Below are 12,458 nucleotides of genomic sequence, written 5' to 3'. Positions count from 1 at the left end.
GCTCAGTCCTCCGCGTTGTGCGCGAACAGCTTCAGCACCGGCACGCCGACCTTGTGCCGGGCCCGGGACGTCCAGTCGCGGTGGAAGAACTCCTCCACCAGGTGCGGGGCGGTCAGCACGATCACTTCGTCGGCGTGGGTCTGCTCGACCACCGACCTCAGCAGCTCGATCGGATGGCGCTCGACCACCTCGCCCACCGCCTCGCAGCCCGCGTCGCGCAGTGCCGTCAGGCTGTGGTTCAGCGCGCGCTCGGCCGGCAGGAGCGCCTGGTCGCCCTCCGGGCGGTCGCGCTCGTGGACGGCCTTGTCCAGTTCACCCAGGGCGACGTCGTCGATGGCCCGCAGCAGCCGGTCCTGGTCGCCGCGGGGCTGCATGAGGACGACGAAGGAGACGGGCTCGTCACCGTGGAGCGTGGTGACCAGTTCCACGTCGGCGGGGACGAGCGGCTGCTCGATCATGAGTACGGTCGTGAACACGGACGCGTCCTTCTCTCTCGCGGGCCGTCGGGCCTGCCACGGAAACCATCCTGCCCCGTCGGGGCGCGGGGCACGCGGGGTCATCTTTTCCCCCACCGCGACACGCGGACGTGCGCGGGCGGGCAATCGGCGCCATCCGGGTGAGGCCGGGAGCGCCGGGCGGCCGCTCCCGGTCGCGCCGGGGGCGGTCAGCCACGTACGTAGCGGGTGAACAGGAAGCCGTCCTCCTCCAGGATCGACAGCGGGGTGTAACGGACGGGGTCGGTGATGCCGGGGCCGTTCATGATGCGCATGGCGTCCCCGGCGGTCAGCAGCGGCGCGATCGTCAGGCACAGCTCGTCGACCACCCCGGCCGCGGCGAACTGGGCGAGCAGCCGCGGGCCGCCCTCGGTCAGCATCCGGCGCAGCCCGAGCGCGGCGAGCTCGCGCACCACGCGCGCCGGCTCCACGCCCGAGCCCGAGCCGGCCCTGACGACCCGCGCCCCCGCCTTCTCGGCCGCCGCGACCCGGTCGGCCGGGGCGTCCTCGCCGGTCAGCAGGAGCGTCGGCACCAGCGGCTCGGTGAACAGGGGCAGCGAGAAGTCAAGGTCGAGCCGGGCGCTCACCACGGCGATCGCGGCGGCCGGGCCCTGCCCCGCCGCGGCCCTGCGGCCGGCGAAGGCCTCCCGGGCGCGGGCCGGGCGGTAACCCTCCTGGCGTACCGTCTCCGCGCCGACGACCACCACGTCGGCCAGGGCCCGCAGCACCCCGAAGACCCGCATGTCGGCGTCCGAGGACAGCGGCTGGGAGCGCCCGTCGTGCCGTGCCGCGCCGTCCAGCGACGAGACCATGTTCGCCCTTAGCCAGGGCCCGCCGCCGGCCGGGTACGCGTACGCGTCGGCCAGCGCCTCCGCGGTGTCCAGGGCCTCCGGGGTGTCCAGGGCCTGGGGGCCGTTCGGGGTCTCGGCGGGTGCGGGGGCGGGGAAGAGGCGGCGCATGGCTGCAGTCTTCCACGGCCCTCCGGGAGTGGGGCCGGCCACACGGCGGCGAGGGGACCGCCGGCGAGGCACTAGGCTGGAGTGCTGTGTCCTCGTCCTTCGCCGCCGCGCAAGAATCCAGCCCGATACCCGGCGGGACGCCGCCCGTGTCGCTGAGCGGACGCGAGCCGCACGTCCCCGCGGACCGGCTGGTGGCGGAGATGGTGCCGCCGCCGCGCTTCGACTCCGTACGGTTCGACAACTACCTCCCGGACCCCGGGCAGCCGAGCCAGTCCGAGGCCGTCGGCGCGCTGCGGGCCTTCGCGCAGGGGCTGGGCGCCCCCGAGGACGCCGGACGCAGGCGCTGGTTCCGGCGCCAGGCCGCACCGGCGGCCCCGGCCGGACCCGGCGGGGTCTACCTCGACGGCGGCTACGGCGTGGGCAAGACCCATCTGCTCGCCTCGCTCTGGCACGCCACGCCCGCGCCGCCCGAGCAGAAGGCCTTCGGCACCTTCGTGGAGCTCACCAACCTCGTCGGCGCCCTCGGCTTCCAGCAGGCCGTGCAGGCGCTCAGCGGGCACCGGCTGGTCTGCATCGACGAGTTCGAACTCGACGACCCCGGCGACACCGTGCTCGTCTCGACCCTGCTCGGCAGACTGGCCGGCGCCGGCGTGAGACTGGCCGCGACCTCCAACACCCTGCCCGGCAGGCTCGGCGAGGGCCGGTTCGCCGCCGCCGACTTCATGCGCGAGATCCAGGGCCTGTCCGCCCGCTTCCGGTCGCTGCGCATCGACGGCGAGGACTACCGCCACCGCGGCCTGCCCGAGGCCCCGGCGCCGTACGCCGACGAGGAGGTCACCGCCGCGGCGGGCCGCACCCCCGGCGCCTCCCTGGACGACTTCGCCGACCTCCTCGCCCACCTCGCCCGGGTCCACCCCAGCCGCTACGGCGCGTTGTGCGACGGCGTCGAGGCGGTCTTCCTGCGCGGCGTCCGCCCGGTGGAGGACCAGGCCACCGCACTGCGCCTGGTCGTCCTGGCCGACCGGCTCTACGACCGCGAGGTTCCCGTCATGACCTCCGGCGAGCCCTTCGACCGCATCTTCAGCGAGGAGATGCTCGCCGGCGGCTACCGCAAGAAGTACTTCCGGGCCATCTCCCGCCTCACCGCCCTCGCCCGCGACGCCGGGCGGCTCGCCGCCCGGGACGACTCCTGAACCGCGGCCCCGGCCGCGCCTTGGGGGGGCCGCGGAGCGCCCTGACCGGGCGGCCGGCGGCGGGATGCCGTGTTCCCCCGCGTCCGGAGCCGTGCTAGACACACTCGGGTCAATCGCCTGTCCGCCAGCAGGGAGAGAGACCCATGTCCGTGACCAGACGTCAGATCATCGCGAGGACCGGCGCGTTGGGCGCCGGAATCGCCTTCTCCGGAAGCGTCTCGGAGGTGTTCGCCGGTACGGCGTTCGCCGCGGGAGCGGGCGGGTACGGCCCCCTCGTGCCCGATCCCGACGGCCTCCTCGACCTTCCCCGCGGATTCCGCTACCGCGTGCTGTCCCGCCAGGGCGACGCACTGAGTTCCGGCGAGGGAGCGGTGCCCGGGAACTTCGACGGCATGGCCGCGTTCCCCGCCCGCCGCGGCGACGGGGTGCGCCTCGTCCGCAACCACGAGAACCGCGCCACCGCCACCGCGCCCGTCCCCCTGGCCGACGGGCTGGTCTACGACCCCGCGGCCAAGGGCGGCTGCACCGTCCTCGCGCTCGACCGGGGCGGCGCGGTCACCTCGGAACGGGTGGCCATCGCCGGCACCGCCGTGAACTGCTCGGGCGGACCGACCCCGTGGCGTACGTGGCTGACCTGCGAGGAGAACGAGGACAAGGCCGGTACCGGCGGCTACGCCAAGGACCACGGCTTCATCTTCGAGGTGGACCCCCACGACCCCCGGAGCACGGGGGCCGAGCCGCTGACGGCCATGGGCCGCTTCCAGCACGAGGCCGTCGCCGTCGACCCCCGCGACGGCACCGTGTACGAGACGGAGGACGCCTTCCAGGCGCCCTTCGGCATGTTCTACCGCTTCCACCCGCGCAAGCCCCTGGGCGGCCGCGGCTCCCTGCGGGCCGGCGGCACCCTGGAGGCCATGCGCGTGCCGGGGGTGCCCGACCTGTCGGCGGTGCAGGAGACCGGTGCGTCCTTCGACGGGATCGAATGGGCGCGCGTGCCCGATCCCCTGGCGAAGCAGACCCCGCTGCGGCAGCAGGACTTCGGTCCCCGCGGGATCACGCACGCCCAGAAGCTGGAGGGCTGCTACTGGGGCGGCACCAGCGTCTACTTCGTCTCCAGCTTCGCGCGTGCCGCCGAGGGCTCGGCGGCCACCCACTTCGGCCAGGTCTGGCGCTACGACCCGGCCAGGCGGCGGCTGACCCTCGTCGTGGTCTTCGGGCCCGCGACCGACGTACAGCTGCCGGGTGAGTCCCCGGACAACATCGCCCTCGCCCCGCAGGGCGGCCTGATGGTCTGCGAGGACGGCGAGGGCGCCCAGCACGTCTACGGCGTCTCCCGGCGCGGCGAGGTGTACGCGATGGCGCGCGGCCGCCAGAACATCGGTACCGCCGACGCCCCCGAATGGGGCGAGTTCGCCGGCGTCACCTTCGCGCCGGACGGCCGGACCATGTACGTGAACTGCTACAACCCCGGGACCACCTTCGCCGTCACGGGCCCCTGGGGCCGCGCTGGCGGCCACGGCTGATCCGTCGCACCATCGGACCAACCACCCAGGCGCCCGCGCGGGCCGTCGTCCCGGAGGGAGGCGCGGTGACGAGGAACAGCCCGAAGCCCGGATCCGGCAGCACGGCAGGGCTGCGCGCGAAGCTGCGCGTGCCGTCGGGCGGCGGCCCCGTGCGGCTGCGGTCGCACGACCCGCGCGGCACGCCGGGCGGCCCGGCGGGCAAGACCGAGGCGCTGGAGAGCGTTCCGTACGCCAGGGACCGGATCACGGCGCTGCAGGAGCGGCTCTTCGCGCAGAGCACGGCCGGCGATCCGCGTTCCGTGCTCGTCGTCCTCCAGGGCATGGACACCTCGGGCAAGGGCGGCTCGGTGCGGCACCTGGCCAGCCTGCTCGACCCCGCGGGATGCCGCATCACCGCCTTCAAGGCCCCCACGGCGGAGGAGAAGGCGCACCACTTCCTCTGGCGGGTCGAGCGGGCCATGCCCGGTCCCGGGCGGATAGGCGTCTTCGACCGCTCGCACTACGAGGACGTGCTCGTCCCCCGGGTCCGGGGCCGTGCCCCGCTCTCGGTGTGGGAGGAGCGCTGCGAGACCATCAACTCCTTCGAGGCCTCGCTCGCCGACGACGGCGTCAGCGTCGTCAAGGTCTTCCTGCACATCAGCCGCGACGAGCAGCGCACCCGCCTGCTGGCCCGGCTGGACAATCCCTGCAAGCACTGGAAGTTCGGCCCCGCCGATCTTGAGGACCGGGCGAGGTGGGCCGCCTACCAGCAGGCCTACGGGGACGTCCTCGGCCGCTGCTCCACGGAGGCCGCGCCCTGGTACGTCGTCCCCGCGGACCGCAAGTGGTACCGGAACTGGGCCGTCGGGCGGCTGCTGATGGAGCACCTCGACCTGATCGACCCGGTGTGCCCGCCGGCCTCCTTCGACGTCGAGGCCGCCCGCAAGCAGCTGCTGGAGGACTGACCGCAGCGGTGCGGCTCAGCCGCTGCAGGCCGTGCGCTGGGCCTCGTGCCAGGTGCAGACCGGGCAGAGGGTCGCACCCGGCTGGGAGTCGGGGTGCTCGGTCGGGTCGCCGCAGTGGACGCAGATCGCGCGGGGCTCGTCGTCGGTGGTCACCCGTTCAGGGTAATCAGCGCTCACGGAGCACCGCGACCGAGTGGCCGGGCAGGTGGAGGCAGCCGGTGTCGGTGGGCGGCGGGCAGGGGCGCCAGGCGGCGACCGGCACGTAGCCCGCCGGGTCGGTGCGGCCCGGGTGGTGCAGGGGCACCAGCGCCTCCTCGGGCGAGAAGTTGACCGCGATCCGGAAGCGTCCGCGGTCCAGCCGCAGGGTGTGCCCGCCCACGCTGACGTGGACGGCGTCCAGGGCCGGGTCGGTCAGCTCGGGCTCGGCGTGGCGCAGCGCGATCAGCCGCCGGTACCAGGCGAGCAGCTCGGCGTGCGGCTCCCGGGCCCGCTCGGACCAGTCCAGGCAGGAGCGCAGCCGGGTCGCCGGGTCCTGCGGGTCGGGGATGTCCTCGGCCTTCCAGCCGTGCTCGGCGAACTCGCGGCGGCGGCCCCGGGTGATGGCGGCGGCGAGCTCGGGGTCGTCGTGGTCGGTGAAGAACTGCCAGGGCGTGCGGGCACCCCACTCCTCGCCCATGAAGAGCATCGGCGTGTACGGGGAGGTGAGCACCAGCGCGGCGGCGGCGGCGAGCAGCCCCGGGGGGACGCTCGCGCCCAGGCGGTCGCCCGTGGCGCGGTTGCCGATCTGGTCGTGGGTCTGGGTGTAGGCGAGGAAGCGGTGGCCCGGGGTGGTCGTCAGGTCGACGGGACGGCCGTGGGCTCGGCCACGGAAATTCGAAAGGGTGCCGTCGTGGAAGAAGACCCGGCGCAGCGCCTTGGCCACGGCGGCCACCGGGGAGACGGCGAAGTCCGCGTAGTAGGCCTGGGCCTCCCCGGTGACGGCGGCGTGCAGGGCGTGGTGGAAGTCGTCGTTCCACTGGGCGTGCACGCCCATGCCGCCGGCCTCGCGCGGGTCGGTGGTGCGCGGGTCGTTGCGGTCGGACTCGGCGATCAGGAAGAGCGGGCGGCCGACCGCGGCCGCCAGCGCGTCGACCGCGCCGGACAGCTCTTCGAGCAGGTGCACCGCGCGGGTGTCGACGAGGGCGTGGACGGCGTCCAGCCGCAGCCCGTCGAGGCGGTAGTCGCGCAGCCACGCCAGCGCGCTGCCGACCAGGAAGTCGCGCACCTCGTCGGAGCCGGGGGCGTCGAGGTTCACGGCGTCGCCCCACGGGGTGTGGTGGCGGTCGGTGAAGTACGGGCCGAAGGCCGGCAGGTGGTTGCCCGAGGGCCCGAGGTGGTTGTGGACGACGTCCAGCACCACCCCGAGCCCGTGGCCGTGCGCGGCGTCCACGAAGCGCTTCAGCCCGTCGGGGCCGCCGTAGGGCTCGTGCACCGCCCACAGCGACACCCCCTCGTACCCCCAGCCGTGCGTCCCGGGGAACGGGCAGAGCGGCATCAGCTCGATGTGCGTGATCCCCAATTCGGCCAGGTACGGCAGGTGTTCGATCGCCGCGTCGAAGGTGCCGGCGGTGGTGAAGGTGCCGACGTGCAGCTCGTACAGGACCGCGCCCGGCAGCGGGCGGCCCGCCCACTCGTGGTTCCAGGCGAACCGCTCGTGGTCGACGACCGCGCTCGCTCCCTCCGGCCCGTCCGGCTGCCGGCGGGAGCGGGGGTCGGGCCGCGGCGGGCCCTCGTCCAGCGCGAAGGCGTACCGCGAACCGTGGCCGGCGGCCACGTCCGCGCGCCACCAGCCGCGCCGTTCGGGGTCGCGCTCCATGTCGTGAGCCCGGCCGTCGACCCGTACCTCCACCTCACCGGCGTCCGGTGCCCACACGTCGAAGCGCATGGGCACCATGCTGCCCGCCGTCCGGGGGGTCACACCAGGTTGACGCGCTCCTGGGAGACCGGATAACCCGCCTTGGCGAAGTGCGCCGCCATGGGGGCGTTGGTCTGGTCGGTGGCGGCGGCGATCTTCTCCGCGCCGTGACCGACCAGGTCGTGCGTGCACTCGACCAGCAGATCGTAGGCGTAGCCGTGGCCGCGCTGCCCGGGCAGCACGCCGATGAAGCCCACGCAGAATCCGCCCGGATTCCGCCCCGGCACATGGATGCCGGCGAGCTCGCCCTCGGGGGTGTACGCCAGGCGCCACCACTCGCGGGGCGACTGGAGCCAGTTGAGGAACTCCAGTTCCTCGCGGGCGGCCGCGTCCGGGCCGTGCAGCCGCACCATGCGGCGGGTGTGGGCGTCGAGGCTGCCGACCCCGATGCGCCCCAGCACGTCCAGGACCACGGCGTCGTCCGGCTCCGGCCGGTACTCCAGTCGTCCGGTGCGCTCCGGCAGCCCGCACTCGGGGGTCCAGGTGTAGCGGTAGCGCTCGACGACCAGCTCCATGCCGGAGACGATCGCCGCGTCGATGCGGGTCTGGGCGGCCTCGCGCACCTCGCGCCGGTCCCGCCAGCCGGGCGGCAGCAGCAGTTCGTACTCGGCCTTCAGCGGTGCCGTGCGCAGCAGCCGTACGGCCGCGTCGGCGTCGGTGAAGTCGAACCAGTCCAGCGCGATCGGCTTGTCGTCGGTGGGAGCGGCCCACCACGCGGCGCGGGCGACGACGGTGCCGTCGCGCAGGGCCACCCACGTCCAGTCGGGGCGGTACTCGCCGCCCTCGTCGGTCATGGCATAGGTGTGGCCCATCAGGGAGCGGCCGACCAGGCCGTCGTCCTCGGGGACCAGGGAGTTGAACAGGTGGGATTCGCCCGCGGCGAGCGGGCGGAAGACCAGATCGGTCATGAAGGTGAAGTCCTCACGGGAGAGCGGTGCGCTCCCGGTCAGACGGGGTACGCCCTGCGGACGACGGGGCGGGAGCGCGGAACGTTGAACAGGTGCATGGCTTCCGCCTCCTTCCTCGGTCAAGGGCGTGCGCCCACCGTAGCCAGGCGGGCCCCGAGGCGTCCAGGCAATTTACGGTGCCGCCGCACGGGCCGCACCTTCTGGACACCCCGCCCTCCGCGGCCCGACAATCACGCAGGTGAGCTATGAGTTCCCGACGCACCCGCCGCGTCCCACCGACGCCGAACGCGAACGCGCCATCGAGGTACTTCGCGAGGGTGCCGTCGACGGACGGCTGTCCCACGACACCTTCGTGCGCCGTATGGGACTCGCGCTCGAGGCCCGGCACTCCGCCGATCTGGCCGCACTCATCGCCGACCTGCCGCCACCGCAGGGCCGTTGGGCGAGGCTGACGGGCTCGGTCGTCCGCGCCGTCACCAAGACCTCGGCCTTCCGCGCCCGCATGAGGCTCGCCTGGGCCGTCCAGCAGCTGCCGCCCCTGCTGCTGCCCGCCCCCGGCCCCTTTCCGGTGCGGATCGGCCGGGACCTGTCGTGCACCTTCCGGCTCAGCCACTCCTCGACCTCGCGCTTCCACGCCGAGCTGAGCCACGAGGGCGGCCTGTGGGTGCTGCGCGACCTCGGCTCGATGAACGGCACCTGGGTCAACGGCCACCGCGTCATGGGCGCGGCCGCCGTCCGCCCCGGCGACCAGGTCACCTTCGGGGCGATGAGCTTCCGTCTCGCCACCGCCTGAGCCCCGGGCCACGGCGCGGCTCACGGCCCGAACATCGGCTCGTAGGTGTCGTAGGGTCCGTCGCCCCCGCCCGTGTACGGCAGGAAATCCGGCGCCGTGCGGGCCGCCGTCGTCCGCAGCCGGGCGACGACCTCCTCGACCGGAGGGGGCGTCAGCCCGAGGGCCGCGACCAGCTCGGCGCGTTCGCGGTCCAGGTCCGGTTGGTCCTCGCGCGCCTCGGCGTCCAGCTTCTCCGGGGAGAGCCCCGAGTCCACGTCACGCCACCACACCGGGCAGGAGACGATCAGCTCCACCGCCTCGGGCAGGTCCGCGCCGATCAGCGCCGCCTGCCCCTCGGAGTCCGCGTACACCACGGGCCGCTCTGCGTCGCCGGGTTCGCCGCACAGGTAGAACGTGCCGCCGGCGGCGTCGCCCGCCATGGGGCGCATCGCGAGGCCCGAGGGCAGGCGCAGCTCGTCGATCGGGTCGCGCCTGGTGATGTCGAAGTCAGCGGTGCGGGTGAGGCCCGAGGCCGCGACCGGGTCGTTCTCGATGCGGGTGAGCAGGGCTTCCGAGGCGTCCATGGCAGGACGTTAACAGCGGGGTCCGACAGTCCGGTCCGCGTCGCTCAGGCCGTGCGGGACCGCAGTGCCGCCTCCCGGCCGCCCGCGAGGCGCAGCACCTGCCCGCGGAACGGCGGCGGCCCCTCGTCGGCGGTGGCGAAGCGCAACTCGTGGCCGTCCGGGTCGCGCAGTCGCGGGAGGAGCCAGCCGCGGGTGGTGCGGACGACGGCGCCGTGCGGCTCGCCGAGCGCGTCCAGCCGGGCCGCCAGCGCCTCCAGCGCCGGGAGGTCCGGGACGCCGAGGGAGAACCACGCGAAGCCCGCGGAGGCGGCCGCGAGGGCGGGGTCGTGGCGCAGGCACAGTACGGGCCCGCCGCCGGGGTGGGCCATGGCGACGCCGGCGAAGGCGCCGCCCTCCGTGAACTCCGCGATCCTGTGGTGGCCGAGGACCCGCTCGTACCACGCCTGCGACCGGGCCGGATCGCCGACGGGCAGCGTGACGTGGTGCACCCCCGCCAGACGCGGGATGAAGGGAATATCGGTATACATGCGGCATACCGTACAGCGCGTCCGGTCGTGGGACGCGGGGCGGAAGCGGCGTGCCGAGGGGCGGCCGACGACCGCGATTGACGGGTCGTCAGCAACCCGTCGCCCCGCGCCCCGTCGGGTGACCCCGCGCACCGGACCGTCTTCCGCCCCGAGGCGTCACTCGTCCACGTCGCGCACCAGCAGGCCCACCGGCAACCGCTCCAGCAGCTCCGCCAGCGGCACCACGGCCTGGAACGGACGGCCCGTCAGCACCTCCGTCCACACCCCCTCCGGCAGCACCAGTTCCGAGCCGCGCCAGCCACCCGCGTCCGCGAGCCGTCGCGACAGCCGGGTGACGACCGTGAGCGCCCGGCCCCCGCGGACGAAGGCCACGCAGTGCTCCCCGGCCGGGCCACGCGCGTACAGCGGCTCGTACGAGGCCTGCGGGCCGGTGAACCACTGCGGGCGCGCCCGGCGCAGGCGCAGGGCGAACTCCGTCACCCGCCGCTTCTCGCTCACCTCGCCCGCGCCCTCGCCCTCGCCCGCGCCCGCGCCCGCGGCCGTGCCCGGGTCGTACGGATGGCGGTTGGCGGGGTCGACGAGCAGCAGCTGCCGCTCCTCGTCGCCCTGGTAGACGTCGGGCACGCCCGGCATGGTCAGGTGCGCCAGGTGAGCGCCGAGGACGTTGACGCGTTCGGGCCCGCGCAGGGCGCGGTCGATGCGCTCGGTGGCGAAGGCGGCCGGTCCGCCGACCAGTTCCCGGACGAAGCCGGTCATGTCCCGCTCGTACTCGGGCTGCTGCTCGGTCCACGAGGTCCGCAGGCCCGCCTCGCGCTCCGACTTGAGCATGGTCGCCGCCACCAGGTCGGCCACGCCGGGGTCGCAGAAGACGGCCGCGTACTGCCAGGCCTGGTACTCCACATGGCGCTCCGGGCACGGGATCCCGCGGTGCTCCAGGTACTCCCGCAGATTCGCCGAGACCTCGCCCAGCCAGTCGGCCCACTCGCCGGGCAGCTCGCTCAGCGCGGCGAGCCGGGCGCGGACGTCGGCGCTGCGCTTGGTGTCGTGGGTGGAGCGCACCGTCCCGGTGAGCGGCCAGTCGCGCAGCAACCGCTCGCAGAAGGCGTGGAACTCCTCGGGCGAGGTGGCGGGGCGGTCCGGCTCCCGGCCGACCTCGTTGAGGCTGAGCAGGGGGTGGTAGCGGTAGAAGGCGGTGTCCTCGGCGGACTTGGCGCGCAGCGCCGAGGAGACCTGCGCGAAGCGCACCGTGAAGTCCGCCGCGGCCTGGCCGCCGCCCCGGTGGCGGCCCAGGGCCAGGTCGCACACCGTCCCGGCCGCCGGGAGCCCGGTGGCGCCGGCGGCGGCCTCCAGCAGCGCGGTGTCCTGAGCGTCCGCCGGCTCGCCGGGGACGACGTACGGGCGGTAGCGCGGCAGTCGCACGAGCGTCGCCTCGAGGGCCTCGCGCAGCGCGATGGGCTCCAGCCCGGTGGCGCGGACGGCGGAGCGGGTGAGCCGGTCCACCTCGGCAGCCAGGTCGTGCGTGACGATGTGCTCGGCGGCGGCCCGTACGGTCGGCGCCCACTCGCCGCCCGCGTCGGCGGGGGCGGCGGTGAACCCGCGGTAGCAGCGGGTGATCTCCTCGACGCCCGCCGGGTCGGTGAACAGCCCGTCGAGCCGGTCCAGGGCGTCGTAGCCGGTCGTACCGGAGCAGGCCCAGCCGGCCGGCAGCCGCTCGTCGCCGGTGAGGATCTTCTCCACCACCGTCCAGCGGCCGTTCGAGGCGTCGGCGAGCCGCCGCAGGTAGCCGGCGGGGTCGGCGAGGCCGTCCGGGTGGTCGATGCGCAGGCCGTCGGCAACGCCCTCGTCCAGCAGGCGCAGCAGGGTGGCGTGGGTGGCGGCGAAGACCTCGTCGTCCTCGACGCGGACCGCGATGAGTTCGGAGATGGTGAAGAAGCGCCGGTAGTTCAGCTCGGTGCGGGCCTGCCGCCACCAGGCGAGCCGGTACCACTGGGCGTCGACCAGCGCGCGCAGCGGCAGCTCCTCGGTGCCGGGGCGCAGGGGGAAGGCGTGGTCGTGGTAGCGCAGTACCCGCGCGCCGGCGGCGCGGTCGCGTTCGACGCGCAGGTCGGGCAGCACCTCCTCCAGCGGGCCGCCCAGCACCGGCAGCAGCAGCCGGTCGCCCTGTGCCGCCCAGTCGACGTCGAACCAGCGCGCGTACGGGGATCGAGGGCCGTCCCGCAGCACCTCCCACAGCGGCCGGGCCAGGTGCTCGGGCGCGGGTACGGCCATGTGATTGGGCACCACGTCCAGCACGAGCCCGAGGCCGTGCGCGCGGGCGGTGCGGGCCAGCGCCCGCAGTCCCTTCTCGCCGCCCAGTTCCTCGCGCACCCGGGTGTGGTCGACGACGTCGTAGCCGTGCGTGGAGCCCGGAACGGACTGCAGCACCGGGGAGAGGTGCAGATGGGAGACGCCGAGCGCCGCCAGACGGGGGACGACGGCCTCGGCCGCGGCGAAGGGGAAGTCGGGCTGGAGTTGGAGCCGGTAGGTGGCGCTCGGAACGGAGGGGACGACAGCGGTCGGCGGGGTCGCGGCGCTTTCTGTCATGGAGGACTGACTACCCC

General features: G+C 74.6%; 12 protein-coding genes. 4 read left to right on the top strand and 8 right to left on the bottom strand.

The features are described 5' to 3' along the window. Window positions 1-2: 2 nt before the first annotated feature. Both B085_RS0134625 and B085_RS0134620 read right to left on the bottom strand, forming a co-directional pair. Window positions 3-476, bottom strand: coding sequence for a hypothetical protein (locus tag B085_RS0134625; protein ID WP_018563193.1), 474 nt, complete (start codon window positions 474-476; stop codon window positions 3-5). 188 nt (window positions 477-664) lie between these two features. Further along, entirely contained in the window at window positions 665-1,453 is a 789-nt protein-coding gene (locus B085_RS0134620; protein WP_018563192.1) for a pyrimidine reductase family protein, read from the bottom strand. An 86-nt stretch (window positions 1,454-1,539) separates the two neighbouring features. Between B085_RS0134620 and zapE the strand changes: the two genes are divergently transcribed. The 3 genes from zapE to B085_RS0134605 all read left to right on the top strand — a co-directional run bounded on the left by zapE (window position 1,540) and on the right by B085_RS0134605 (window position 5,113). Then, window positions 1,540-2,646, top strand: coding sequence for a cell division protein ZapE (zapE, locus tag B085_RS0134615; protein ID WP_234018723.1), 1,107 nt, complete (start codon window positions 1,540-1,542; stop codon window positions 2,644-2,646). A 143-nt stretch (window positions 2,647-2,789) separates the two neighbouring features. After that, on the top strand, window positions 2,790-4,169 hold the full coding sequence (locus tag B085_RS0134610) for an alkaline phosphatase PhoX (protein ID WP_018563190.1): 1,380 nt from the start codon (window positions 2,790-2,792) through the stop codon (window positions 4,167-4,169). A 65-nt stretch (window positions 4,170-4,234) separates the two neighbouring features. Then, window positions 4,235-5,113 (top strand): PPK2 family polyphosphate kinase, encoded by an 879-nt coding sequence (locus B085_RS0134605; protein WP_018563189.1) that lies wholly within the window; start codon window positions 4,235-4,237, stop codon window positions 5,111-5,113. 15 nt (window positions 5,114-5,128) lie between these two features. On the opposite strand, the gene B085_RS50260 is transcribed toward B085_RS0134605, so the two are convergent. Genes B085_RS50260 through B085_RS0134590 form a run of 3 tightly spaced genes read right to left on the bottom strand, consistent with a single transcriptional unit; the run spans window position 5,129 to window position 7,975 of the window. Further along, the gene (locus B085_RS50260; protein ID WP_018563188.1) at window positions 5,129-5,266 is read right to left on the bottom strand and encodes a hypothetical protein; all 138 of its coding nucleotides are present in this window, start codon (window positions 5,264-5,266) and stop codon (window positions 5,129-5,131) included. Between the two features lie 13 nt (window positions 5,267-5,279). Continuing rightward, complete coding sequence (treZ, locus tag B085_RS0134595; protein WP_026251747.1) at window positions 5,280-7,037, bottom strand: malto-oligosyltrehalose trehalohydrolase; 1,758 nt, start codon at window positions 7,035-7,037, stop codon at window positions 5,280-5,282. A gap of 29 nt (window positions 7,038-7,066) precedes the next feature. Then, window positions 7,067-7,975: a GNAT family N-acetyltransferase gene (locus B085_RS0134590; RefSeq protein ID WP_018563186.1), complete on the bottom strand. Its 909-nt coding sequence runs from the start codon at window positions 7,973-7,975 to the stop codon at window positions 7,067-7,069. Between the two features lie 238 nt (window positions 7,976-8,213). Between B085_RS0134590 and B085_RS0134585 the strand changes: the two genes are divergently transcribed. Next, window positions 8,214-8,768, top strand: coding sequence for a DUF1707 and FHA domain-containing protein (locus B085_RS0134585; RefSeq protein WP_018563185.1), 555 nt, complete (start codon window positions 8,214-8,216; stop codon window positions 8,766-8,768). A gap of 20 nt (window positions 8,769-8,788) precedes the next feature. Here the strand turns inward: B085_RS0134585 and B085_RS44770 are convergent, their stop codons facing one another. The 3 genes from B085_RS44770 to treY form a co-directional block, all read right to left on the bottom strand. Then, on the bottom strand, window positions 8,789-9,331 hold the full coding sequence (locus B085_RS44770) for a hypothetical protein (protein ID WP_018563184.1): 543 nt from the start codon (window positions 9,329-9,331) through the stop codon (window positions 8,789-8,791). Between the two features lie 44 nt (window positions 9,332-9,375). Further along, window positions 9,376-9,858 (bottom strand): VOC family protein, encoded by a 483-nt coding sequence (locus tag B085_RS0134575; RefSeq protein WP_026251746.1) that lies wholly within the window; start codon window positions 9,856-9,858, stop codon window positions 9,376-9,378. 156 nt (window positions 9,859-10,014) lie between these two features. Beyond that, window positions 10,015-12,441, bottom strand: a complete 2,427-nt coding sequence (gene treY, locus B085_RS0134570; RefSeq protein ID WP_018563182.1) for a malto-oligosyltrehalose synthase — start codon at window positions 12,439-12,441, stop codon at window positions 10,015-10,017. Between the last annotated feature and the right edge of the window lie 17 nt (window positions 12,442-12,458).

The sequence above is a fragment of the Streptomyces sp. BoleA5 genome (genome assembly GCF_000373665.1).
Lineage (GTDB): Bacteria > Actinomycetota > Actinomycetes > Streptomycetales > Streptomycetaceae > Actinacidiphila.
This window is presented reverse-complemented; position numbering and strand designations above follow the sequence as displayed.

Bases quoted from the DNA above. Each gene is read 5' to 3' on its own strand.
- B085_RS0134620 (WP_018563192.1), bottom strand. From the start codon at position 1,453: ATGCGCCGCCTCTTCCCCGCCCCCGCACCCGCCGAGACCCCGAACGGC.
- B085_RS0134610 (WP_018563190.1), top strand. From the start codon at position 2,790: ATGTCCGTGACCAGACGTCAGATCATCGCGAGGACCGGCGCGTTGGGC.
- treZ (WP_026251747.1), bottom strand. From the start codon at position 7,037: ATGCGCTTCGACGTGTGGGCACCGGACGCCGGTGAGGTGGAGGTACGG.
- B085_RS0134590 (WP_018563186.1), bottom strand. From the start codon at position 7,975: ATGACCGATCTGGTCTTCCGCCCGCTCGCCGCGGGCGAATCCCACCTG.
- B085_RS44770 (WP_018563184.1), bottom strand. From the start codon at position 9,331: ATGGACGCCTCGGAAGCCCTGCTCACCCGCATCGAGAACGACCCGGTC.
- B085_RS0134575 (WP_026251746.1), bottom strand. From the start codon at position 9,858: ATGTATACCGATATTCCCTTCATCCCGCGTCTGGCGGGGGTGCACCAC.
- treY (WP_018563182.1), bottom strand. From the start codon at position 12,441: ATGACAGAAAGCGCCGCGACCCCGCCGACCGCTGTCGTCCCCTCCGTT.